The following is a 23,792-nucleotide window of genomic DNA, read 5'->3' on the forward strand; positions in this document are numbered from 1 at the left end:
AATGCGCCTGATTTATTTTTAGCTTCTCGAACTGTTATTGGCACATTCTAGGGTGCTCAAGACACTTGCCATCCTGTTAACCATAAAACCAATAGCAAACAGCAATCGCGGCGCTGATCCCAGCAAAGTCCGCAGTTAAACCGCAAGCCAAGGCGTGGCGTCCATGGCGAATACCCACAGAACCAAAATACACAGCGAGAACATAGAAAGTGGTTTCAGTGCTACCCTGAAAAATCGCCGCTAATCGACCCGCAAAGGAATCTACTCCGTGGTGATCCATTGTCTCAAGCATCATAGCTCTGGCGCCTGAGCCACTAAAAGGTTTCATCAGTGCGGTCGGCATTGCATCGACAAAACGCGTATCAAAACCCAATATCCGCACACCAGTGGCAATCAAGTGCAACAGATAATCCAAGGCGCCGGATGCGCGCAGTAAACCAATCGCTAATAACATGGCGAGCAAATAAGGGATCAACTGGATAGATTGAGCAAAACCCGCCTTCGCCCCTTCAATAAACTCATCATAAACCGCCACCTTACGGATGCCCGCAACAATCACGAAGGTAAATACCAATAACAGCAAGATACCATTGCCCATTGCCGTCGACACTGTGCCAATGGCATCAGCACTTAAAGTCATCAGATAAAAACCACTCGCCACTAACCCTGAGAGCATCAAGGCACCATAACCGAGCACCACTGAGTTTAATAATGAAATTCGCTGCACTAACGCCACAACCAGCAAACCCGCCAATGTCGATGCTGAAGTGGCCAGTAAAATCGGCAAGAAAATATCCGCAGGCGCAGCGGCACCTTGCTGGGCACGATAAAGGAATACCGTCACAGGCACTAAGGTCACAGAGGAAGTATTGAGTACTAAAAATAAGATTTGCGCATTGGTCGCCACGGTTTTTAGCGGATTTAAACTCTGCAAATCATGCATCGCCTTTAGACCAAGTGGCGTGGCGGCATTATCTAACCCAAAGATATTCGCTGTTAAATTCATCGTAATACTGCCAAAGGCCGGATGCCCCTTGGGCACTTCAGGCATCAAACGGCGCAGTAATGGCTCAAACACAAAGGCAATAGCGCCGACAACGCCAGCCTTTTCTCCTACCTGCATCAATCCCATCCACAGAGAAAGCACGCCAATCAGCCCAAGGGAAATTTCAGCGGCAAGCTTAGCGCTAGCAAATAATGCGACGACCGAAGCCGATAGGACTTCTATGTACCCATTGAACAGTTGCACCGCTATTGCCAGCAATGCCGTGATAAAAAAAGCCAACCACACACGATTCAGCACGCTAATCCCCTTATTTTTATTTGTTTTTATTCTATTAGCTCATGGCTACTGAGTGCTAGCTTTATGGCGACTCATTCTGATATCGCTGAAATCGTCAAAGTATAAACATTAAATCACAATAGCAGCCTTGGCTGCTCGGGAGAAAATCTCAGACCCAATAAGGGATTATGATATACTCGCGCCAGTTGATACACAGTCTATTTTCCTATGGTTCAATGAAATCAATGGTCCAATTAAATCAAAATTTTATCGATACAATCACCCAAGAACTCCCCGCCCATTTATCCATGGACGAGTTTATTGCCGCCTGCGACAGGCCGCTTAGACGTTCAATTCGGGTCAATACCTTAAAAATCAGCAGTGACGACTTTAAGACCTTGATGCAACCTAAGGGCTGGACGTTCGATCCTATTCCTTGGTGTGAAGACGGATTTTGGATCAGTTACGACGAAGAAGAACAACTCGGCAATGCCTTAGAGCACATTCAGGGCCTATTCTACATTCAAGAAGCCAGCTCTATGTTGCCGCCGACCGCACTTTTTACACCGAATGCACATTGGCAGTGCGTACTCGATCTCGCCTCCGCACCCGGTTCAAAAACCACTCAAATGGCCGCATTGATGCGAAACCAAGGCTTATTGGTGGCTAATGAGTATTCGGCGAGCCGCGTAAAAGTATTGCACGCCAATGTGCTGCGCATGGGCGCGAGCCACTGCGCCCTCACCCATTTCGATGGCCGTGTATTTGGCGAATACCTGTACGAAAGTTTTGATGCCGTGCTTATCGATGCACCCTGTGGCGGTGAAGGTACAGTGCGTAAAGACGCCGATGCGCTAAAACACTGGAGCCTAGACGATGTGCTGGCGATTAGCGAAACCCAAAAAGCCTTAATCGAATCGGCGTTTCTCGCCCTGAAACCCGGTGGCAGTTTGGTCTACTCAACCTGCACCTTAAACCGCCTCGAAAACCAAGGCGTGTGCGAGTATTTAAAACAAGTCTACGGCAATGCGGTGCAATTTGAATCCTTAAGCGATTTATTTGATGGTGCAGATCGAGCTACAACGCCCGAAGGCTTCTTACATGTCTGGCCACAGATTTACGACAGTGAAGGTTTCTTTGTCGCTAAATTGACAAAAACGGCCTCAGTGCCGCGTTTACAACCAGAGCCTACACTACAGAAAAACTTTCCCTTCACGCCCGCATCAGCGAAACAAGCCCAAGGGATCAAAGACTATTTTCAGCAGGATTTAGGCATCAGCTTACCGGACGAACTCATCATGGTTCGCGATGATGAATTCTGGCTATTCCCGCATGAATTCAACGCTTTTATCGGCCGTATGCGCTTTCAGCGTATTGGCATTAAACTCGCCGATAACAGTAAACACGGCTTTAAAGTCCGCCATGAAGCGATTATTGCATTAGCAGGAAAACAGCTCAGCCCAACCGCAAAAACGGTCAATGTGAGCGATGTTGAAGCGAAAGAGTATTTGATGGGGCGAGATATTGCCCTAAACACCGCAGTGAAAGCTCAAGGTGAAGTGATCGTCTGTTATGGCGGAGCACCATTAGGCATGGCGAAACATTTAGGCAATAAGTTAAAAAACAATCTACCCAGAGACTTAGTGAAAGATAAAGTGTTACTGCTACCAGAACAGACAAAATCGTTATAATTTCGCTGTTTTTTAGCGATAAATAACCTAAAAAAGAGGAAAGTGAGCGCGACTATAAGACAAAAGCTCGACTACACTGAGTCTATTGTAAAGCGCACTGCATGGCGCTTTCACCTGTAGCGCACGGCTCTTCAATGAGCCATTCCCCTAGGCCCAAACAGCTTTAATCGTTTTGGGCCTTTTTTTATGCCTGTACGCTAACAATCACACAATCGCATAAAGTGATTCAAAGCACTTGCAGCTAACGGCCAACTAAACGCGCTGCATCTTTGAATAAATTAAAGAAGTTATTGCTGGTGTATTCAGCAAGATCTTCGTAACGCTCACCTCTAAGCTCTGCCACAAACTCAGCCACATCACGCACATAGGCAGGCTGATTTTCTTGTCCACGGTGTGGGATCGGCGCCAAATAAGGCGAGTCCGTTTCAACTAGCAGACGATCCTGAGGCACTTTGCGAATAACGGTTCGCAGATCACCCGCATTTTTAAAAGTGACTATGCCAGAAACCGAAATATAAAAGCCGAGATCAATCGCCGCTTTCGCCATCTCCCAGTTCTCGGTAAAGCAATGCAGCACGCCGCCAACGTTATCCGCGTTACCCTGCTTAAGCATATTGATCGTATCTTCACGTGCATCACGGGTATGGACAATTAGAGGTTTATTCACTTCGACAGCAAGGGCAATCTGCTGCTCAAAACATTGTTGTTGCAGCAGTTTAGTTTCGTCGGCATAAAAATAATCTAACCCCGTTTCACCAATCGCGACCACTTTAGGATCGGTGGCAAAGCGACGAATTTGCTGAACATCGAGGCCTTCTTTAACGTCTAATGGATGCACACCCGATGACAAAAATACCTGTTCGAAGGCTGCAACTTTATCTCGCATCGATTCAAATCCTTGCTGGCGTACATTCACGCACAACATATAGTCCACGCCACGAGCTTTAGCATTAGCAAGAATCTGTTCTAAGGTTTGTTGATCAGGCGCCGCTTTGAGGCGATCGAGATGGCAGTGTGAATCAATAAGCACAAGGATTTCCAAGCAGAGTAACAAAGGACGACAAGGATACCCAGCCAAGAGATCGAGGTCAAATTCAACAGAAGTAAATAGCCAGTTTAGGCAGTGAGCAAACGTTTAAACCAGAGCAATAATGCGGGCCAACTTACATAGTGCAGGTTAGATCGCCAGAAGCGAGTTCGCGGGACAGTAACTTTTCGATATGGTGTTTATGGCTATCTGGCTCAGAAATAATTTTAATGCCAATCCCCACAGGGCGGCCACCCGACGCTCCTAAGGGATTAATCCACACCACAACACCACGAAATTCATTAGTGAGGGTTGCGCCGGGTAAACGATACGCAATCGTCAGCGGTTGGCCAAGATAATGACTTTCACTAGTCGCAATAAATAATCCTGCCGGCTTAATAAAAGGCATATAGGCACGATATAACTGATGTAAGGTATCAAAATTAACGACGAGATCTACCATGGCATATTACTTATTTGTTATCTCTCTATATTCTAAGACATAACTTTGACACAGGGCCAGATAATTGACGCTCGGCATTGTGCTTAAGCTATGACACATTCCCATGATCTTAGCCGCCAAATTCCCGAGCTGCGCATGAACAAACGCATCTTGATGGCTATTTTTCAGTAAAACCTGTCGTATAAGTAGGTACAAAACCTTAAGAACATCAATTATTTGTTGTTCACTTATTATTAACAAACTAGCACACAGATGACCAGACGACAAACTTTGTGCCCAATCTTTGCGAAATTGTAGCAAGGATTGATACCGACTCTGTTGGCTACCCTCAGACTGCAAGCTCTCAGCCAACTTTAACGGCCCACCCACCACACTCAAACACCAAGTTACATCCTCTTGAATACCACATCGCTGGGCAAGCCAGTTTTTGATGACCTCTCGACTAGGAACGACAAAAGGAATGCGTTGACAACGACTGCTAACCGTCGCCATCAAACGTGCTGGCGTATCCGACTGCAAAATCAGTAAGGTGTCCTTACCTGGCTCCTCAAGGGTTTTAAGGAGTGCGTTCGCGGCAGCGGAGTTAAGACGCTCGCTGTGGTGGATAATCGCTACACGCCTGCCACTTTGCTGTGCGGTGGCTGTCAGACGCGTACACAGCTCACGAATTTGATCGACTTTAATTTGATTGCCATCGGCGGCGATATGATAAAAATCAGGATGATTGCCCGCATCATAGAGCTGACAAGACTTGCAAAAACCGCACGCTCCCACAGGCGTTGGCTGCAAACACATAGCCGCGCGTGCCATAAACACACTCAGCAACTCACCGCCATAGGCTGAATCAATGCCCACGAGTTGTGCGTGAGGTATTTTTTGACACGCTAATTGCGCTAAAAATGCCTGTCTTGGCCCTTCGAGCCAAGGTAATTGCTCAGCCGTAAATCCGGACTCGGCTACCATACCATCGCCTGAAGCACGGCTAAGATATCTTTGTGCACTTCGGCCATCGTTTGGCTCGCGTCTATAACCACAATACTGTCGTCTTCGCTGGCAAGTTTGAGATATGTAGCGCGTGCTCGCTCAAAGAAATCAATCGCTTGTTGCTCAATTCTATCAAGCTCACCACGTTTAGCTGCACGGGTAAGCCCAAGCTTAGGATCTAAATCTAAGTACAAAGTAAGATCGGGTTTAAATCCCTTTAGTGTTGCAGTGCTCACCGCTTCCACTAACGGCATTAACCCTCTGCCACCACCTTGATAAGCTAATGACGATAGATTGTGTCTATCACCCAATACCCATTGCCCTTGCGCAAGCGCGGGCTTTATGACATTGGCAACTAACTGAGCTCTGGCAGCATAAATGAGTAAACACTCGGCCTCATCACACAGGGGATCGTTCGCATCGGCAATCTTAACTAAATCACGGATACGTTCAGCCAATGGTGTACCGCCCGGTTCGCGGGTGCAAATCGGTGCTTTACCCGTATGCTTTTCAATAAAGTCGCGAATAAGGTTAATCGCACTCGACTTACCTGCGCCTTCTAAGCCTTCAATAACGATAAATTTTGCAAAAACTGACATTGGATTTTCTTTCTCTGCATTTTTACTTTGGTGATTTTTCTGGCGTCGCTGGTTTTGTCTTACGCTGATAGACGTCTACAGCATGATTGTGTTCTTCAAGCGTGGTTGAAAACACATGGGTGCCATCGTTGCGCGATACAAAATAAAGGTAACTCACACTGGCGGGCTTAGACACGGCCATCAATGAGGCTTTACTCGGTGCAGCTATCGGCGTCGGCGGCAATCCAAAGATGCGATAAGTATTAAAAGGCGTCTCTTCAACTAAATCTTTGCGGGTGATATTGCCCTTATAGCGATCGCCCATACCGTAAATAACGGTCGGATCGGTTTGCAGACGCATACCTAGGTTAAGACGATTAACAAATACACCGGCGATTTGCTCACGCTCATGGGCTTGGCCGGTTTCCTTTTCAACTATCGATGCCAAAATCAGCATTTCATAGGGCGATTTTAACGGTAAATTAGGCGCCCGTTCCGCCCACGCTTTGGCAAGCTCCTGCTCCATCATTTTATAGCTTTGAGTCAGCATGACTTTAGCATCCGCCTCGGCGGTATAATGATAAGTGTCGGGGAAGAATTTTCCCTCAGGCAAACCAGAATCATCGCCTTGTGCCATCAATACCGCTGCAAATGCTTCTGGTGACATTTGTAAATGCGGTGCACTGGTAAGCTGTTGTTCCCATTCCACAATAGTTTTACCTTCAACTAAGGTCAAACTGAAGGTTTTTACTTTGCCGGCGATCAAATCATTAAGTAAATCAGTAATCGTTTGTGAAGGTGATATTTCATAAAGTCCCGTGCGAATTTTGGCAAGCTCAGGACGGAACTTAAGCAGCCATTTGAGTTTCCACGTATCTTGAATAACGCCGTCATCGGCAAGTTGCTGCGCCAGTTGATTTACACTGGTGCCACGTTCAACCTTCAACTCTTTAGGCTCGCTGAGACTCAGCGGCGTTTGACTGTATTCGACAACTGTTTGATAGCCCCAAAAGGCACCCAAACAGACTAAGGTTAGCAAGGTCAACAGGGTTGAACTGGCGATAATAATGATTTTTTTCATAGAGTGAGTGAAAGTGTCTGTCTAAGTTGCGCGGTAATCGGAGCACGGGTGAACTTGAGCGAGTCTATCGCCAGTACATCCACAATCCCTAAAACGCTGTTAGTGATAAACGCTGAGTCAAATTCGATTAAACGCTCGGCGCCAACGGGCAAACATTCGATATTCATGTTCTGTTCAAGCAAGGCCAACATTATCTGTTCGCGCATCACACCCGCCACGCCACACAGGGCTAATGAAGGCGTGATAATGCGATTATCTTTGATAAAAAACACATTCGCCATCGAAGATTCAATCACATTCTCCTCGATATCTTTGACTAACCAGTCATCAAATCCCTGCGGTAAAGAGTGCGATTTAATCAAAACTTGTTCGAGTCGATTTAAATGCTTCATCCCTGCCAACAGAGGCTGCAAACCCAATCGTACCGACGAAGTTTTAAGGCTAATACCCTGTTGCTGCCACTGAGCATAATGGCCGGGGATAGTATGAACTGAGACGATTTCGGTAGGATTAACCATTTCTGGCGGTGTATAGCCACGGCCACCAGCACCACGGGAAACGATTAACTTAATGCAATGATGAGGATATTCAATGGCTAAGGTATTCAGTTGCTGTTGCAATGCTTCACTCATTTGCCATTGAAATCCAAGCCTTGCGGCGCCTGCGGTTAAACGGGCTTGGTGGGCTTCAAAAAACATAATCCCCTCAGCGTCCGTTCGCATCGTTGCAAACAGACCATCACCGTAGGCAAGCCCTCGATCGGAAGGGTCGACACTTGCCTGCGATGCGCCATTCACCCAGAACACGCGTGTTAGTCCTGACTGATACGGCTAGCCACCGCTTCTTGCTGATCTTTGTACTTGGCACTCTTACGGGTGTTATAAGGACGTGCAACCGCATGATTTAAGCGTTCAAAGTTAAGCGCACCTATAGTCATGCGTGGACGCAAAGCTAAAGGTAACTTGCCGCTGTTATAAAACTCGAGCACAATTTTACCTTGCCAACCCGGATCGATACGGTGCGCAGTTACGTGTACCATCAGGCCTAAACGCGCTAGAGACGAACGGCCATCAAGCCAACCGACGATATCAGCAGGTAAAGTTACGCTCTCGTAAGTCACAGCCAAAGCCAATTCGCCAGGATGCAAGAAAAATGCTTCGCCATCGGGGATTTCGATAATCTCACTCATCACCCGATCGAGCGCCGCTTGCATCTCAGCACTTGGACCACTCAAGTCGATAAAAGGCGCGGTATGATCTTTAAAGACGCGAAACTGTCCACCTAAGCGCACATCAACACTGACGCCTGAAATAGCTTCTATGCCTGGGCGAGGTTCTATTACGATAGTGCCGTTATCAAGGGCCTGTTCAATTTCGATATCGGTTAAGCGCATCTTGCCTATTACTCCTTGAGTTTTTATGTCGTTATTTTGCCAGTAAATGTTGGATACGAGTCTTTAAAATATCGGTCGCAATACGATTTTTGCCGCCACGGGGAACGATAATATCGGCGTATTGTTTCGAGGGTTCGATAAACTGTAAGAACATAGGACGCACGGTTTTCTTGTACTGTGAAATCACAGACTCCATAGTACGGCCCCGCTCGGCCACATCACGAGTTAAGCGACGTAGGAAACAAATGTCCAGCGGCGTGTCCATAAACACACTCGCGTCCATCAGGGCACGTAACTTAGGATCGGTCAGCAATAAGATACCTTCTAAAATGATCACCTTTTTCGGTGTCATCTTTAAGGTTTCTGCAGTGCGTGTATGTTCTGTATAGCTATAACAAGGGATATCAACAGCTTCGCCAGACTTGAGCAACTGTAAATGCGTGCACAACAATTGATGGTCCAGCGCTTTTGGATGATCGTAATTCGTTAATACCCGTTCATCCATGGATAAATGACTCTGATCGCGATAGTACGCGTCTTCATTAATTACCCCAATTTGATCTGTGCCTAAATCGCGGCGCAATTCGTCAAAAATCGTTTTGGCAATTAAACTTTTGCCCGATGCTGACGCGCCAGCAATTGCAATAATGACACACTGCTGAGAATTCATACCCTTAAACCTTACTCGTCATCTGAAACACTAATAGAAACTGTTTTCTGGCTTTGCTTTAAAGCCAATTCTGCGCCCACTTTACGGGCAATTTCCCGATAAAGAGCTGCGACTTCACTGTCAGGATCGGCAACGACGGTCGGCGCACCATTATCCATGGCTTCACGGATATTGATGTGCAGCGGCAAAGCGCCTAACAGTGGAACTTGATAGCGTTCAGCGATTTTACTGCCGCCGTGAGTTCCAAATGGATGTTCTTTATGACCACACTCAGGACATAAATGGAAACTCATGTTCTCGACTATACCCAGCACAGGAATGTTCACTTTCTGGAACATATTGATGCCCTTCTTGGCATCGGCCAGCGCGATATCCTGCGGTGTAGTCACGATAACAGCGCCGCTCACAGGGACTTTTTGCGATAACGTGAGCTGAATATCCCCTGTGCCTGGTGGCATATCAACGACTAAATAATCCAGTTCTGGCCATTGGGTTTCATTCAGTAACTGGGCCAACGCGCCCGCGGCCATTGGGCCACGCCACACGGCAGCTTCATCACCACTGAGCATAAAACCAATCGACTGCGCGGCAATACCATGGGCACTGGCGGCTGTCATATGTTTGCCATCGGGGGAAAGCGGTCTGAAATTAGGGATACCTAACATCATAGGCACTGACGGGCCGTAAATATCGGCATCGAGAATACCCACCTGCGCACCTTCGGCCGCTAATGCCAAAGCTAAGTTCACCGCTGTGGTTGACTTACCCACGCCGCCCTTACCTGAGGCTACGGCAATCACTTGCTTCACATTGGCAATCGGCGCAATAGAAGATAACGCTGAGTAGGCTTTAGGTTGAAAATCGATTTCACACTCGACTTCATCAATAGCATCGAGCACCGCTAACTTATTCGTCAGCGCCATGACAGTGTCGCGATACTGAGTCATACAAGGGTATGGATAGACTAAGCCAAGCTGCAAACGCTTACCTTCCAATGCCAGCTTATTTACGCATCCTGCGCTCACTAACCCTTTCGCGAGATACGGGTCAACAAATGAATCGAGAATAGCCAGAACTGGCCCGAGAAGATCGTCATTCAGACGATAATCAGTTTGAGTTGAAGACAAAAGAATTACCCCCACCAATAAATTTGCCCAAGTGTACCAGATAATGCAGAAAACATTAGCGCAGATTTAGCTCAATTGGCTCAGGTTTTGATGAAAATCATCCTGTAATCGGTTAGTATCTCTACCAATATTTTTGGCCCACCACGATATTTGAGACAAGATGGCAACTTCACAACGTAAAATTCTCGTGACCAGCGCACTTCCCTATGCAAACGGACCGATACATTTAGGTCACATGCTGGAATACATACAGACAGATATCTGGTCGCGTTATCAAAAGCTTCGTGGACATGAGTGCCACTATATTTGTGCCGATGACGCCCATGGCACGCCAATCATGCTTAAAGCACAGCAATTAGGCATAGCGCCAGAAGACATGATTGCCCAAGTGAACAAAGAACATCAGCAGGATTTTGCCGATTTCAATATCGCCTTCGATAACTATCACAGCACCCACAGCGATGAAAACCGCGTACTGGCGAGTGATATTTATCTCAAGCTACGTGCGAATGGCTATATCAAGAGCAAGAGTATTTCTCAGCTGTTCGATCCTGAGAAATCCATGTTCCTGCCAGACCGCTTCGTAAAAGGCACTTGTCCTAAGTGTAAGTCACCGGATCAATACGGCGATAACTGTGATGCCTGCGGCGCGACTTACAGCCCAACTGAGCTCATCAATCCAAAATCAGCAGTATCGGGTGCGACACCAGTGATGAAAGACACTGAGCACTTTTTCTTCGACCTGCCCGCCTTCGAAGGCATGCTAAAAGAGTGGACTCGCTCTGGTGCCCTGCAAGTCGAAATGGCCAATAAACTCGACGAATGGTTCGAGCAAGGTCTGCAGCAATGGGATATCACCCGTGATGCACCGTATTTTGGTTTCGAAATTCCCGATGCGCCAGGCAAGTATTTCTACGTTTGGCTAGATGCGCCTATCGGTTATATGGGTTCGTTCAAAAACCTCTGTGACAAACGCCCTGAGCTGAGCTTTGAGGAATTCTGGGGCAAAGATTCAACCGCCGAGGTTTATCACTTCATCGGTAAAGACATAGTCTACTTCCACAGTCTGTTTTGGCCAGCCATGTTACACGGCTCTGGTTACCGCCAGCCAAACAGCGTCTATGCCCACGGCTATGTGACGGTCAACGGCGCTAAGATGTCAAAATCCAAAGGCACTTTCATCAAAGCGCGAACTTATTTAGATCATTTAGATCCTGAATATTTACGTTACTACTACGCCGCCAAACTCAGCAGCCGTATCGACGATTTAGATTTAAATCTCGAAGATTTCGCCCAGCGCGTGAATTCAGACTTAGTCGGTAAGCTAGTGAACTTAGCCTCGCGCACCGCAGGTTTTATCACTAAACGTTTCGATGGCAAGCTAGCGAAAATTAACGACACCACACTGACTGAGGCGTTTCTAGCCAAGCAAGAGGTGATTGCCGAATTTTACGAGTCGCGCGAATACGGCAAAGCAATGCGCGAAATCATGGCACTGGCGGATATTGCTAACGGTTTTGTAGCCGATGCTGCGCCTTGGCAAATGGTAAAACACGATGATCAACAGGAAGCGGCCCATCAAGTGTGTTCAAATGCCTTGAATCTGTTCCGTATTCTAGTGACGTATCTCAAACCTGTATTGCCACGTTTAGCCCAAGATGTGGAAGCCTTTTTCCAACTACCGCTCACTTGGAGTGCATTGAACCAAGATTTAGCGGGTCATGAAATCGCGCCATTCAAAGCCATGATGCAACGTGTTGAGCTGGATAAAGTCAATGCTATGGTTGCCGACTCCAAGGATAACCTGCAAGTCACGGCCGATGCACCAAAGACGGCTGCGCCTGAAAAAACGGTTGAATCATCTAATGTCAGCAGTGAGCCTCTGGTTAACGATCCTATTAGTGAAACCATCAACTTTGATGATTTTGCGAAAATCGACCTGCGTATCGCTCGTATCGTGAAAGCCGAGCATGTTGCTGACGCTGACAAGTTACTGAAGTTGCAGCTCGACATCGGTGGCGAAACACGCCAAGTGTTTGCAGGGATCAAATCGGCATATTCGCCAGAAGACCTTGAAGGCAAACTAACTGTGATGGTGGCTAACTTAGCGCCACGTAAGATGCGTTTTGGTATGTCAGAAGGCATGGTTTTGGCCGCTGGCCCTGGTGGCAGCGACCTGTGGATTTTAGAACCCCATGAAGGCGCACAGCCTGGCATGCGGGTTAAGTAATCAGCGCTAGCTAGATAGTGCTCGAAAAATCAATAAGGCCGCATTTTATGTGGCCTTATTTGTTGATATCGATTGTTTGAGCCGATTCGTGGTCGCAAGTGTCACGCAGTCTTTTAAAAGACTGAGTTTAAGCCATTTAATTTTAACTGAGTGGTTTAAGAGACCGAGTTAAAACTCGTATTTCTATCGACAAGATATTCACGGCAATGTGACATTCATATCAGTGACAAGTCTAAAATCGACGCAGTGCTAAATGAATAACTCGAGGAGTCGTTATGGGAAATATCGTTGAGCAGTTGCTGTTTTCGGCCTCGATTACGGGCCCCATCTGTTTGATGTTAGCGCTCGGTGTGATCCTAAAACGCACCCAAATCATCAATGAAAACTTTATTGATGTCGCATCAAGATTAGTCTTTAACGTGACGCTGCCAGCCTTGCTGTTCCTTAGCATCATTAGCTCCAATCACGATCTCGCCTCCAGTGCGCCCTTGATTGGCTATGGTTTAGCGGCCAATTTCCTGTTTTTTATACTCTCCACCTATGCAACTGGGCGGCTATTTCCCAAGCACAAAGACCAAGGTGTGATCATTCAAGGGGGTTTTAGGGCCAATACCGCGATTATTGGCTTAGCTTACGTTTCCAACGCCTATGGGAGTTCTGGTGTTGCCTTAGCCGCAGTCTATGTTGCCTCGATGACGCTGCTGTATAACATTCAAGCGGTTATTTGCCTAAGCCCTAAAGGTGAAGAATCCAGCCAACGTGCATTTGGCGTGATCATCAAGACCATCACCAAAAATCCGTTGATCATTGCCATTATGGCCGGCATCTTTTTCTATTTGCTTGCTATTCCAGTACCGAAAATGGTGCTCGATGCGGGACAATACTTTGCCAATATGACCCTGCCATTAGCGCTACTGTGTACCGGCGGCTCGCTCGATATTGGTTCACTCAAACATGAAAAGCATACAACTTGGTTCTCGACCGCATTGAAACTGATCTTTGCCCCGCTTTTTATCACTATTGGGGCCTTGATGTTGGGTTATCGAGGGATTGAGTTAGCAATGGTCTTTTTAATGAGTTCTGCACCCACCGCAGCCGCAAGCTATGTGATGGCGCGCGCCATGGGTGGCAATGCGCCCCTTGCGGCCAATATTATTGCGCTAACCACAGTCTGCTCGCTGATCACGTGCACCTTAGGCATCTTTGTATTGTCCACTTTTGGGCTGATCTAGCAGCTAAAGGCTAAGAGCTGATTGCACAAACGCTAGAGAAACGGATTTGAGTGACTATAAGTAATAATAAACCACAATAAAAAAGGCGAGCCATGCTCGCCTTTCGTTTAGGAATAAAACAGTTAGATGGTCATCATAAGCCGCTTTATGAATGGATTAGACCGGATTGGTGATATCCACAAAATGGTGCACGAGATCAAACTCGCGGGCGAGGTGACGGCCTAAGGCTTGAATGCCAAAACGTTCTGTCGCATGGTGCCCCGCCGCAAAATAATGTATGCCCTGCTCTACCGCACTATGGAACGTTCGCTCGGACACTTCACCACTGATAAACGCATCCACACCTAAACTCGCCGCAACATCGATATAATCCTGTGCGCCACCAGTACACCAAGCTACATGTTGGATCTTAGCATCGCGATCACCAATGTGCAGTGGGGCTCTGCCTAACGCATTCTCAAGAGTGTGAGAAAATTCGCTAGCACTGACTGCAAGATCAAGTTTTCCACGCCACAGTAGCCCCTGAGCCACCTCTTCGATGGCTTCTGCGTCGACGATCCCAAGCTGTCTCCCCAAAGTCGCGTTATTACCGAGCATTGGGTGGGCATCTAAGGGTAAATGATACCCAAACAAGCTAATATCATGCTTGAGCAGCGCCTTAATTCGGCGTTGTTTCATGCCTGTGATCACTTCAGGTTCATTCTTCCAAAAAAAGCCGTGATGAACCAATATCGCATCGGCGTTTAATCGAATCGCTTCATCGATCAAGGCCTGACACGCTGTCACGCCCGTGACTAAGGTGTGGATCTCATTCTTGCCTTCTACCTGCAGCCCATTGGGTGCGTAATCCTTAAAGGCCGACACATGTAAAAAATCGGCTAAATATTGGCTTAGTTCTGTCCGTGTCATTGCATTACCGTCCGTTACTGAAGATGAGCACTTATTCAAGATGAGACAATCGCTTACATCGCGATATCAACACGCACGCCACCTTGCAGGTACACAACTCGAACTCTGTCACCCGCGTTAAACGTCATGCCAGCATCGTAATCTTGGATCACCATGACCTGAGTACCATCTTCTTGATTGATCATCAGTTCCACCAGCTTAAGCGATTGCACGCTAGTACCGCTACCATAACGGTTACCGATACCCCCACCAATCAAGGCACCTAAAATCGTCGCCACATCTCGACCCGACCCGCCACCAAACTGATTACCAATCACCCCACCCGCTAAGGCGCCACCGAAGGTTTTCCAACCTTGATTACGGTCTTCAATTAACTGGGTTTCGGTGATATTACGTACCGAAGTGATATCGCCATAGAGTACTTTCTCAACTGGCACGGCTTGATTGCGATCATAGCCAGCATTAGCGGGGCTGATGATAAAAGCAAAAATAAACATAAAGCTTGCTAGAGTAGGTTTCCACATATCTGAATTTCCGCTAACTTAATAATAAGGTCTATAACTAAATCATACTCAATTGTGAAGTCACTGTCTTTCCTGAATCACGAATTTGACGCTTTTCCTTCGCCCGAGCTCGCCTTGACCGATCCTAATGGTTTATTGGCTATCGGCGGCGACTTACGTCCTGAACGTTTACTCTCTGCTTACTACAACGGTATTTTTCCTTGGTTTAATTCTGACGATCCCATCCTATGGTGGTCACCGGATCCCCGCGCCGTGTTTATTCTAGGTGAAATTCACATCAGCACCAGCCTGCGTAAATACTTAAAAAAACAACCTTGGCGGATCACAATCAATCACGCTTTCACCGATGTGATGGCGGGATGTGCGCAGCCAAGAGAAAAACAGAGCGGCACTTGGATCACCCAAGAAATTCAAATGGCCTATCGCGAATTGCATCACACAGGTCATGCCCACTCCATTGAAGTGTGGGAAGGTGAACGTTTAATCGGTGGGCTTTACGGCTTAGCGATCGGCCAAGTATTTTGCGGCGAATCCATGTTTCACCGTAAAACCAATGCGTCCAAGGCCGCCGTTGCCGCACTGCAACAACATTTACTCAAGATGGGATTCAAACTCATCGACGCACAAGTGATGAATCCCCACCTAGAAAGTTTGGGAGCTAAAGCTATTAAACGCATTGATTTTATAACGTTACTGAGCGAACTGAGAAACAATCCCGTGGACCCAAATACTTGGGCCACTAAAGAGGTCATCCTTGAACTCGAGTAAAGCGTCGATCGCTATCGGTATCAGTCAAATATTTCCCTGCAGCTACCTTGATGGCCAGCAGGAGCAGCTACTCGTCATCCAAGAAGATACGCTCGATCCCATTTTATTTGAGCGTTTGCTCGCGGTGGGTTTTCGCCGCAGTGGTAGCTCTATCTACAAACCTCGCTGCCCTAGATGCAGTGCATGCCAACCAATCCGTGTGCCAACGCATGAATTTGTCCCATCGAAACGCCAAAAACGCACTTTAGCAAAAAACCAAGATCTGACCTGGCGTATAACATCGGAGCAAACCGCCGAACAATATGCCCTGTATGAACATTACATTCGTGGGCGACATTTTGACGGCCCCATGTTTCCCCCGAGTGAAGATCAATATAATCACTTTCTTTTTTGCCATTGGTTACCGCCAACGTTTGTCGAAGTCTATGATGGAAATAAATTATTGGCAGTTGCGGTCACTGATAGTTTGCCCAATAGTCTTTCGGCAATTTACAGCTATTTTGACCCCGACGAAGAACATCGCTCCCTCGGCGCACTGTTAATTTTAATTCAGTGTCGACTGGCGAAACTCATGAATAAAGAATTTGTTTATCTCGGATATCAAATAGATGAAAACCGTAAGATGTCTTACAAGCGTTTGTATCGCCCTTATCAAATTCTGACACCGACGGGCTGGGAGTATTCCCAAGTTTGCTAAGTACTTCCCCTTTACAGCGGGGGGAATTTGGGGCATGATACGCCCGTTTTTTATATTCGAAGGCTAATGGGATAATTAATTAATGGCGAAAGAAGACAACATTGAAATGCAAGGCACTATCCTTGAAACCTTGCCAAACACAATGTTTCGTGTAGAGCTTGAAAATGGTCATGTGGTGATAGCCCACATTTCAGGCAAAATGCGTAAAAATTACATCCGGATCCTCACTGGCGATAAAGTTACCGTCCAGCTGACTCCTTATGATCTGACCAAAGGTCGCATTGTCTTCCGCGCACGCTGATATAGCCTCTTAGATTTAAAAACCCGGCAAGGCCGGGTTTTTTTGTTTGCGAAAGATGAAAAAAATGGCTGCAATTGCAGCCATTTTTATGTCTAAAACTAATGGATAATCAAGCGTTAAGCTTTTGTTGTCGCTTTTTCGTGACGTTCGGTACGAATGACAATCTCGCCCTCCTTCACATCCACATACGCAACACCGCCGGACTCTAAGACACCAAATAAGATCTCGTCTGCCAATGGACGTTTGATCAATTCGGTCACGACCCGAGCCATTGGACGTGCGCCCATGTTCTTGTCGTAGCCTTTCTCTGCCAACAAGGTTCTGGCTTCGTCGCTGACTTCCAAAGTCACGTGTTTTGCATCCAATTGAGCCTGCAATTCCACCAAGAATTTATCGACCACTTTGGCGATAATCGTCATATCCAAATGATTGAACCAAATGATGGAATCGAGACGATTTCGAAATTCTGGCGAAAATACTCGATTAATTTCAGATAATGCATCTTGGGTGTGATCTTGCTGGGTAAAGCCAATAGACTTACGAATAGTCTCCTGTACACCCGCGTTAGTGGTCATCACCAAAGTCACATGTCTGAAGTCAGCCTTACGACCATTGTTATCGGTCAAAGTACCGTGATCCATCACCTGCAACAGCAGGTTATAGACATCACGGTGGGCCTTCTCAATTTCATCCAATAGCACGACACAGTGCGGATTTTTAATCACAGCATCGGTGAGCAAGCCACCTTGGTCATAACCCACATAACCAGGAGGCGCACCAATCAGGCGTGACACTGTATGGCTTTCCATGTACTCAGACATGTCAAAGCGCACCAGTTTCATCCCCAAGCAGTTAGCCAGTTGGTTAGTGACTTCGGTTTTACCCACACCGGTGGGACCCGCGAATAAGAAGCTCCCCACAGGTTTTCGGTCAGCACCTAAGCCACTGCGCGATAAGCGAATGGCCGAACTCAGACTCTCAATGGCCTTATCTTGGCCAAAGACCACCATCTTAAGGTTACGCTCAAGGTTACGCAGTAAGTCCTTATCAGTAGCGGATACCGACTTCTCAGGGATACGTGCCATTTTCGCCACAATCGACTCAATCTCGGCTTGGCCTATGGTCTTTTTACGTTTACTCATAGGCAGCATCACCATACGCGCACCCGCTTCATCAATCACATCGATGGCTTTATCGGGTAAATGCCTGTCGTTGATGTGCTTGGCCGACAATACTGCAGCGCAGCTGATCGCGGCCTGAGTATAACGAACCCCATGATATTCTTCGTATTTAGACTTAAGCCCCATCAAAATCTTAGTGGTTTCTTCCACTGAAGGCTCATTAATATCCACCTTTTGGAAACGACGTGCAAGTGCGCGGTCTTTCTCAAAAATACTTTGATATTCTTGGAAAGTTGTCGAGCCCATGCAGCGCAAGTTACCGCTAGATAGCAAAGGTTTCAGTAGATTAGAGGCATCCATTACGCCGCCAGAGGCCGCGCCCGCACCGATAATGGTGTGGATCTCATCGATGAATAGGATGGCATGCTTATCCGCCGCCAGTTCTTTTAACAGGTTCTTAAAGCGTTTTTCAAAGTCACCGCGATACTTAGTTCCCGCCAGCAGTGAACCTAAATCTAAGGAATACACTGTCGCTTCAAGCATTACATCGGGTACTTGTTTATTGACAATGCGATACGCCAACCCTTCGGCAATCGCCGTTTTACCTACACCCGCCTCACCCACTAACAGTGGATTATTTTTACGGCGACGGCACAGGGTTTGAATCGCGCGCTCAATTTCTTGGTCGCGACCAATCAGTGGGTCGATGATCCCTTGCTTTGCAAGTTGATTTAAGTTGGACGCAAATTGCGACAACATACTGCGCTCTTCGCTGCCTTCGCCCTGATCTTCAACACGTTCTTGATCTTGATGTGACTCAGCATCATCATTTTTGGCGAAACCATGGGAAATAAAATTCACTACGTCTAGGCGACTAATGTCGCAGCGGCGCAGTAAATACACAGCTTGGGATTCTTGCTCACTGAAAATGGCGACTAACACGTTAGCGCCGTTCACTTCATTGCGACCCGATGACTGCACATGGAATACTGCCCGTTGCAGCACTCGCTGGAACCCAAGCGTCGGCTGAGTTTCTTTGTCATCATCAATATCGGCAATGATTGGGGTTGTTTGTTGGATAAAGCTTGCCACTTCATCTCTGAGTTTATCTAGATTCGCTCCACAGGCGATTAACGCTTCTTGAGCCGCAGGATTGTCGATCAGAGCTAATAACAGATGTTCCACTGTCATATACTCGTGACGCGCGTCTCTGGCTTGCTGAAACGCCAGATTTAAGGTGACTTCCAGATCTTTGTTCAGCATAAGCACCCCCAAAATTAACAACAGACTACAGAGTAAAGCGGTTTTATGCTTTCTCTAACGAACACAGTAACGGATGTTGGTTTTGTCTTGCAAATTGATTTACTTGTATCACCTTAGTTTCTGCAATCCCAAACGGGAAAATACCGCAAATCCCTTTTCCTTGGTGATGGATCGTCAACATGATATCGGTCGCTTCCTGCTCGTTCTTGCGAAAGAAAACCTGCAAAACTTCAATCACAAAATCCATTGGGGTGTAATCATCATTATTGAGTACCACCTTATACATCGAAGGCGGCATTAACTCTGATTCAATCCGTTCTTCAACGTGTTCAATATTTCCTATCTTTGCCATTTTTTAATACTAGCCTCTCGTGTTGGCCTCTTCCAATTGATCCGTTCAAATTAATCAGTTGTTACCCCTTTGTTAATTTTAGCTTGACTTCCGCATTTACTCCTTACATTCTGTTGTGCAGACGGTGAACGAATACCCGTCTATACAGGTTTTACTATCTTACTGGTAAGTAGACAACAGAAGGAAGTGGAAGTATGGCAAGCGGAACTGTTAAATGGTTCAACAACGCCAAAGGATTCGGGTTTATTTGCCCTGATCAAGGTGGTGAGGACGTTTTTGCACACTATTCTACCATTGAAATGGAAGGCTATCGAACTCTAAAAGCAGGCCAACCCGTTCAATTTGAAGTAGAAGCCGGTCCAAAAGGGATGCACGCTTCAGCCATTTCACCAACAAAATAACGTTTGGTGAGGCCAATGATCAAAAAGGCAGGGACTTGTCCCTGCCTTTTTATTGCTGCGTGTTTCATCAATTCTCACCACTTAATACTGCATCGCTCATCATCATTTCGCATGAATTTAATTCAAGTTCAATCGCCGCACATCACCCATTGCATCCCAGCAAAAAGATTTTATCATCGGTCTCGACAGCAAATTTAGGGTATAAAAAAGGATCTGCAATGCAGACCCTTTTTTAAAATCAGTCTAATGACTTACAACTTTACATCAACTTAGATGGCCACACTGACGCGCACGCCATCTAAAAGTGATAACGAGCGGGATTAAGCAATCAACAGCTTGTTCAACGTCTCGCTTGGGCGCATGGCTTTTTCAGCCTTAGCCGCATCTAAACGGTAGTAACCGCCTAAATCGACTGGTGCACCTTGTGCCGTCGCTAATTCAGCCACAATCACTTGCTCATTCGCCGCTAGCGCATGCGCTAACGGAATGAAGTGAGCTTGTAACTGCTCATCGCCCGTTTGCGCTGCTAAGGCTTGTGCCCAGTACATGGCTAAGTAGAAATGACTGCCACGGTTATCCAGCTCACCGACTCTTCTTGATGGCGATTTATTGCTATCTAAGAATTGGCCAATGGCTTGATCTAACGTATCGGCTAACACTTGGGCTTTTGGATTGCCCACGGTTTGGCTTAAATGCTCAAGAGACGCTGCCAGAGCCAAGAATTCACCGAGCGAATCCCAACGTAAGTGACCTTCTTTCTCAAGCTGTTGCACGTGTTTAGGTGCACTACCGCCAGCACCTGTTTCAAATAGACCGCCGCCGTTCATTAATGGAACGATTGACAGCATTTTGGCACTGGTGCCTAGCTCGAGGATGGGGAACAAGTCAGTCAGGTAGTCACGTAGAACGTTACCCGTAACTGAAATGGTATCTTTGCCTTCTTTGATGCGAGCCAAAGACAAACGCGTAGCATCTTCTGGAGACATAATGCTGATGTCTAAGCCATCAGTATCATGCTCTGGCAGATACTGCTGCACTTTTGCAATGATTTGCGCATCGTGGGCACGTTTGCTATCTAACCAGAATACCGCTGGAGTATTGCTTAAACGGGCACGGCGCACGGCCAGTTTGACCCAATCACGGATAGGTGCGTCTTTAACTTGACACATTCTCCAGATATCGCCCGCTTCGACGTTATGGCTCATCAATACCTTACCGCTGGCATCAACAACGTTGACCACACCGTCAGCAGGAATTTCAAAGGTCTTATCGTGGCTGCCGTACTCTTCGGCTTTTTGCGCCATCAAGCCCACGTTTGGCACGCTGCCCATGGTTTTAGGATCAAAAGCGCCGTGCTCTTTACAGAAAGCAATCGTTTCTTGGTAGATACCGGCATAACAACGATCTGGGATCATGGCTTTAGTGTCATGCAGTTGACCGTCTGGTCCCCACATTTGGCCAGATGAACGAATCGCAGCAGGCATAGACGCATCGATAATGATGTCGCTTGGCACGTGTAAGTTGGTGATACCTTTGTCAGAATCAACCATAGCCAATGCGGGACGCGCAGCGTAAACGGCGGCGATATCGGCTTCGACTTCGGCGCGGCTATCAGCAGGTAATGTCGCTATTTTGGCATAAACATCACCAAAACCGTTGTTAACATCTACGCCTAATTCAGCGAAAAGCGCCGCATGTTTGTCAAATACTGGCTTGAAGAATACCTTCACAGCGTGACCAAACATAATAGGATCAGACACTTTCATCATAGTGGCTTTCAGATGCAGCGATAACAGCACATCTTCTGCTTTGGCGTTTTCGATTTCACGCTCATAGAAGCTCACTAAGGCTTTTTTACTCAACACCGCAGCATCGATGATTTCGCCAGCCAGCAGCTTAAGACCCGATTTGAGCACCACTTCTTGACCATCTTTTTGGGTCAGCACGATATTCACGCTGCCCGCATCAGATAAAGTGACAGACTGCTCGCTGCCGTAGAAATCGCCGTCAGTCATGTGAGCAACGTGTGACTTGGAATCTTTGGCCCATTTCCCCATGGAATGCGGGTTTTTCTTGGCGAAGTTTTTCACCGATAATGGGGCACGGCGATCTGAGTTACCTTCACGCAGTACTGGGTTTACCGCACTACCTTTGATCTTGTCGTAACGGGTTTTAATTGACTTTTCAGCGTCGGTTTTTGGCTCATCCGGATAATTAGGGATGTCGTAACCTTTTTGCTGCAGTTCAAGGATACAGGCTTTTAATTGTGGGATCGAAGCACTGATATTCGGTAACTTGATGATGTTCGCTTCTGGCTGATTCGCTAACTCGCCAAGCTCTGTCAGATGGTCGCCAATCTTTTGTGCTTCGGTCAGTTGCTCAGGGAAACTGGCAATAATACGGCCCGATAACGAGATATCACGGGTTTCAACCGCAACGCCCGCGGCGTCGGTAAACGTTCTGATAATAGGTAAGAGTGAGAGGGTGGCCAGTGCTGGCGCTTCGTCTGTTTCAGTGTAAATAATTGTTGATGAGTTATCTTTCATGTTACATCCTACATTATTGTAAAATTTAATATTTTTTATAATAATTTTATAGCATGGCGAACAAATCTGAGCACAGGGAAAATATCAATCAAGGCAATCGACCACGCCCTCATCTTTCAAATTCTCAATGCCCTTCTGTCTTTGCGCGCAAGCTAAAATTTGTTACAACGACTCATTAAAACCTAATAAACATTTAGGCACAGATCACATTTTCTGGCCGACATCATAGAGCATTCGCAATAATATTCAAATTCCACTAACGGCGAATGCCAAGTACACTATGACCACATTAACGACTCAATCAAGTCAGGTAAGCGTGTCTCAACCTCCTGTTAGCAAAAGTATGAACAAAAACAAGTTTCAACCTAAAGGTGCCAATGCCAGCGCAAGTTCCCCAGCCAAGAGCCCGATTAAACCCGCTAAGCCCGCCAGCAGAGGCCCTGCCAACCGCGCTACCGCCGTAGATAGCAAAGTGGCGCCAGCACGAAATGCCAATGGCAGTTTAAAGAAAGAACCCTTTAAAAATCCTAATCGACGCGCAATTGCGGCGGCAAAACCGGTGCAGAGTCAAACGCTCGCACCAATTATCGTGCTGTTTAATAAGCCTTTTGATGTACTTTGCCAGTTTACCGATGAACAAGGTCGTAAAACCCTAAAAGACTACATTCCCATTGCTGACGTGTATGCCGCAGGCCGCTTAGACAGAGACAGTGAGGGCTTGTTGTTGCTGACTAATGACGGTCAATTACAGGCAAGGCTGACAGAGCCAAAAAAGAAAACCTTTAAAACCTATTGGGTGCAAGTAGAAGGCGTTCCGACGGAAGATGTACTGACAAAACTGCGCCAAGGTGTTGAATTAAATGATGGTATAACGCTGCCTGCTAAAGTCAAAATCATGGATTCACCCGACATTTGGCCACGTAATCCACCGGTGAGAGAGCGCAAAAATATCCCAACAACTTGGCTAGAAATCCAAATTCATGAAGGCCGCAACCGCCAAGTCAGACGCATGACAGCGCATATCGGTTTTCCGACCTTAAGATTAATCCGTTATAAAATAGGCCAATGGAGTCTAGATAATTTGCCATCGGGTGAGCACAAATGCATCCGTCTCGGTGATGAAGTCTAAATTTCAGCCTAATTTTTGCGTTC

General features: G+C 46.8%; 23 protein-coding genes. 8 read left to right on the plus strand and 15 right to left on the minus strand.

The features are described from left to right. Positions 1–76: 76 nt before the first annotated feature. Positions 77–1,303 carry a nucleoside recognition domain-containing protein gene (locus tag CKQ84_RS21170; RefSeq protein ID WP_105252659.1) on the minus strand — a complete coding sequence of 409 codons (1,227 nt, stop codon included), beginning with the start codon at positions 1,301–1,303 and terminating at the stop codon, positions 77–79. A gap of 224 nt (positions 1,304–1,527) precedes the next feature. Between CKQ84_RS21170 and rsmF the strand changes: the two genes are divergently transcribed. Continuing rightward, positions 1,528–2,973, plus strand: a complete 1,446-nt coding sequence (rsmF, locus tag CKQ84_RS21175) for a 16S rRNA (cytosine(1407)-C(5))-methyltransferase RsmF (RefSeq protein WP_105252660.1) — start codon at positions 1,528–1,530, stop codon at positions 2,971–2,973. 241 nt (positions 2,974–3,214) lie between these two features. Here the strand turns inward: rsmF and CKQ84_RS21180 are convergent, their stop codons facing one another. From CKQ84_RS21180 to apbC, 9 genes are all read right to left on the minus strand, one after another. Further along, entirely contained in the window at positions 3,215–4,003 is a 789-nt protein-coding gene (locus CKQ84_RS21180; RefSeq protein ID WP_105252661.1) for a TatD family hydrolase, read from the minus strand. A 133-nt stretch (positions 4,004–4,136) separates the two neighbouring features. Further along, positions 4,137–4,463 carry a PilZ domain-containing protein gene (locus CKQ84_RS21185; RefSeq protein WP_028759752.1) on the minus strand — a complete coding sequence of 109 codons (327 nt, stop codon included), beginning with the start codon at positions 4,461–4,463 and terminating at the stop codon, positions 4,137–4,139. 6 nt (positions 4,464–4,469) lie between these two features. Next, positions 4,470–5,426, minus strand: a complete 957-nt coding sequence (gene holB, locus CKQ84_RS21190; protein ID WP_105252662.1) for a DNA polymerase III subunit delta' — start codon at positions 5,424–5,426, stop codon at positions 4,470–4,472. Further along, positions 5,420–6,046: a dTMP kinase gene (gene tmk / locus CKQ84_RS21195; RefSeq protein ID WP_028759750.1), complete on the minus strand. Its 627-nt coding sequence runs from the start codon at positions 6,044–6,046 to the stop codon at positions 5,420–5,422. The genes holB and tmk overlap by 7 nt, the downstream gene beginning before the upstream one ends. Positions 6,047–6,068: 22 nt before the next feature. Further along, entirely contained in the window at positions 6,069–7,106 is a 1,038-nt protein-coding gene (mltG, locus tag CKQ84_RS21200; protein WP_105252663.1) for an endolytic transglycosylase MltG, read from the minus strand. After that, complete coding sequence (pabC, locus tag CKQ84_RS21205; RefSeq protein ID WP_105252664.1) at positions 7,103–7,912, minus strand: aminodeoxychorismate lyase; 810 nt, start codon at positions 7,910–7,912, stop codon at positions 7,103–7,105. The genes mltG and pabC overlap by 4 nt, the downstream gene beginning before the upstream one ends. A 5-nt stretch (positions 7,913–7,917) precedes the next feature. Further along, a complete protein-coding gene (dcd, locus tag CKQ84_RS21210) occupies positions 7,918–8,499 on the minus strand; it encodes a dCTP deaminase (RefSeq protein WP_028759747.1) in 582 nt (193 codons plus the stop codon). Positions 8,500–8,530: 31 nt separating this feature from the next. Beyond that, the gene (gene udk / locus CKQ84_RS21215) at positions 8,531–9,169 is read right to left on the minus strand and encodes a uridine kinase (RefSeq protein WP_028759746.1); all 639 of its coding nucleotides are present in this window, start codon (positions 9,167–9,169) and stop codon (positions 8,531–8,533) included. Positions 9,170–9,180: 11 nt separating this feature from the next. Next, on the minus strand, positions 9,181–10,296 hold the full coding sequence (gene apbC / locus CKQ84_RS21220) for an iron-sulfur cluster carrier protein ApbC (protein WP_006086266.1): 1,116 nt from the start codon (positions 10,294–10,296) through the stop codon (positions 9,181–9,183). 160 nt (positions 10,297–10,456) lie between these two features. Between apbC and metG the strand changes: the two genes are divergently transcribed. Both metG and CKQ84_RS21230 read left to right on the plus strand, forming a co-directional pair. Beyond that, entirely contained in the window at positions 10,457–12,526 is a 2,070-nt protein-coding gene (metG, locus tag CKQ84_RS21225; RefSeq protein WP_105252665.1) for a methionine--tRNA ligase, read from the plus strand. A gap of 275 nt (positions 12,527–12,801) precedes the next feature. Next, positions 12,802–13,758, plus strand: a complete 957-nt coding sequence (locus CKQ84_RS21230; protein ID WP_105252666.1) for an AEC family transporter — start codon at positions 12,802–12,804, stop codon at positions 13,756–13,758. 156 nt (positions 13,759–13,914) lie between these two features. Here the strand turns inward: CKQ84_RS21230 and CKQ84_RS21235 are convergent, their stop codons facing one another. Further along, positions 13,915–14,667: a Nif3-like dinuclear metal center hexameric protein gene (locus CKQ84_RS21235; protein WP_105252667.1), complete on the minus strand. Its 753-nt coding sequence runs from the start codon at positions 14,665–14,667 to the stop codon at positions 13,915–13,917. Between the two features lie 53 nt (positions 14,668–14,720). After that, entirely contained in the window at positions 14,721–15,191 is a 471-nt protein-coding gene (locus CKQ84_RS21240; RefSeq protein WP_105252668.1) for a glycine zipper 2TM domain-containing protein, read from the minus strand. Between the two features lie 54 nt (positions 15,192–15,245). Here CKQ84_RS21240 and aat point away from each other — a divergent pair, with 54 nt between their 5' ends. From aat to infA, 3 genes are all read left to right on the plus strand, one after another. Continuing rightward, positions 15,246–15,959, plus strand: coding sequence for a leucyl/phenylalanyl-tRNA--protein transferase (gene aat, locus CKQ84_RS21245; RefSeq protein ID WP_105252669.1), 714 nt, complete (start codon positions 15,246–15,248; stop codon positions 15,957–15,959). Beyond that, the gene (locus tag CKQ84_RS21250) at positions 15,946–16,656 is read left to right on the plus strand and encodes an arginyltransferase (RefSeq protein WP_105252670.1); all 711 of its coding nucleotides are present in this window, start codon (positions 15,946–15,948) and stop codon (positions 16,654–16,656) included. Before aat ends, CKQ84_RS21250 begins: the two co-directional genes overlap by 14 nt. A gap of 82 nt (positions 16,657–16,738) precedes the next feature. Then, a complete protein-coding gene (infA, locus tag CKQ84_RS21255) occupies positions 16,739–16,957 on the plus strand; it encodes a translation initiation factor IF-1 (protein ID WP_006081934.1) in 219 nt (72 codons plus the stop codon). Between the two features lie 116 nt (positions 16,958–17,073). On the opposite strand, the gene clpA is transcribed toward infA, so the two are convergent. Next, positions 17,074–19,341: an ATP-dependent Clp protease ATP-binding subunit ClpA gene (gene clpA, locus CKQ84_RS21260; protein ID WP_105252671.1), complete on the minus strand. Its 2,268-nt coding sequence runs from the start codon at positions 19,339–19,341 to the stop codon at positions 17,074–17,076. Positions 19,342–19,384: 43 nt separating this feature from the next. Then, a complete protein-coding gene (gene clpS, locus CKQ84_RS21265) occupies positions 19,385–19,693 on the minus strand; it encodes an ATP-dependent Clp protease adapter ClpS (RefSeq protein WP_105252672.1) in 309 nt (102 codons plus the stop codon). Positions 19,694–19,887: 194 nt separating this feature from the next. Between clpS and cspD the strand changes: the two genes are divergently transcribed. Continuing rightward, positions 19,888–20,094 (plus strand): cold shock domain-containing protein CspD, encoded by a 207-nt coding sequence (gene cspD / locus CKQ84_RS21270; RefSeq protein WP_006081937.1) that lies wholly within the window; start codon positions 19,888–19,890, stop codon positions 20,092–20,094. A gap of 320 nt (positions 20,095–20,414) precedes the next feature. Here the strand turns inward: cspD and CKQ84_RS21275 are convergent, their stop codons facing one another. Continuing rightward, entirely contained in the window at positions 20,415–22,640 is a 2,226-nt protein-coding gene (locus CKQ84_RS21275; RefSeq protein WP_105252673.1) for an NADP-dependent isocitrate dehydrogenase, read from the minus strand. Positions 22,641–22,983: 343 nt separating this feature from the next. Here CKQ84_RS21275 and rluE point away from each other — a divergent pair, with 343 nt between their 5' ends. Beyond that, positions 22,984–23,769, plus strand: a complete 786-nt coding sequence (gene rluE / locus CKQ84_RS23905; RefSeq protein WP_254053145.1) for a 23S rRNA pseudouridine(2457) synthase RluE — start codon at positions 22,984–22,986, stop codon at positions 23,767–23,769. Positions 23,770–23,792 lie beyond the last annotated feature (23 nt).

It is taken from the genome of Shewanella sp. WE21 (assembly GCF_002966515.1).
GTDB classification, from domain to species: Bacteria; Pseudomonadota; Gammaproteobacteria; order Enterobacterales; family Shewanellaceae; genus Shewanella; species Shewanella oncorhynchi.

What these genes read in the sequence shown, in the direction of transcription:
- rsmF (WP_105252660.1), top strand. Translation starts at nt 1,528, where the DNA reads ATGGTCCAATTAAATCAAAATTTTATCGATACAATCACCCAAGAACTC.
- CKQ84_RS21185 (WP_028759752.1), bottom strand. Translation starts at nt 4,463, where the DNA reads ATGGTAGATCTCGTCGTTAATTTTGATACCTTACATCAGTTATATCGT.
- holB (WP_105252662.1), bottom strand. Translation starts at nt 5,426, where the DNA reads ATGGTAGCCGAGTCCGGATTTACGGCTGAGCAATTACCTTGGCTCGAA.
- tmk (WP_028759750.1), bottom strand. Translation starts at nt 6,046, where the DNA reads ATGTCAGTTTTTGCAAAATTTATCGTTATTGAAGGCTTAGAAGGCGCA.
- mltG (WP_105252663.1), bottom strand. Translation starts at nt 7,106, where the DNA reads ATGAAAAAAATCATTATTATCGCCAGTTCAACCCTGTTGACCTTGCTA.
- dcd (WP_028759747.1), bottom strand. Translation starts at nt 8,499, where the DNA reads ATGCGCTTAACCGATATCGAAATTGAACAGGCCCTTGATAACGGCACT.
- udk (WP_028759746.1), bottom strand. Translation starts at nt 9,169, where the DNA reads ATGAATTCTCAGCAGTGTGTCATTATTGCAATTGCTGGCGCGTCAGCA.
- metG (WP_105252665.1), top strand. Translation starts at nt 10,457, where the DNA reads ATGGCAACTTCACAACGTAAAATTCTCGTGACCAGCGCACTTCCCTAT.
- CKQ84_RS21230 (WP_105252666.1), top strand. Translation starts at nt 12,802, where the DNA reads ATGGGAAATATCGTTGAGCAGTTGCTGTTTTCGGCCTCGATTACGGGC.
- CKQ84_RS21235 (WP_105252667.1), bottom strand. Translation starts at nt 14,667, where the DNA reads ATGACACGGACAGAACTAAGCCAATATTTAGCCGATTTTTTACATGTG.
- CKQ84_RS21240 (WP_105252668.1), bottom strand. Translation starts at nt 15,191, where the DNA reads ATGTGGAAACCTACTCTAGCAAGCTTTATGTTTATTTTTGCTTTTATC.
- infA (WP_006081934.1), top strand. Translation starts at nt 16,739, where the DNA reads ATGGCGAAAGAAGACAACATTGAAATGCAAGGCACTATCCTTGAAACC.
- clpA (WP_105252671.1), bottom strand. Translation starts at nt 19,341, where the DNA reads ATGCTGAACAAAGATCTGGAAGTCACCTTAAATCTGGCGTTTCAGCAA.
- clpS (WP_105252672.1), bottom strand. Translation starts at nt 19,693, where the DNA reads ATGGCAAAGATAGGAAATATTGAACACGTTGAAGAACGGATTGAATCA.
- cspD (WP_006081937.1), top strand. Translation starts at nt 19,888, where the DNA reads ATGGCAAGCGGAACTGTTAAATGGTTCAACAACGCCAAAGGATTCGGG.
- CKQ84_RS21275 (WP_105252673.1), bottom strand. Translation starts at nt 22,640, where the DNA reads ATGAAAGATAACTCATCAACAATTATTTACACTGAAACAGACGAAGCG.
- rluE (WP_254053145.1), top strand. Translation starts at nt 22,984, where the DNA reads ATGAACAAAAACAAGTTTCAACCTAAAGGTGCCAATGCCAGCGCAAGT.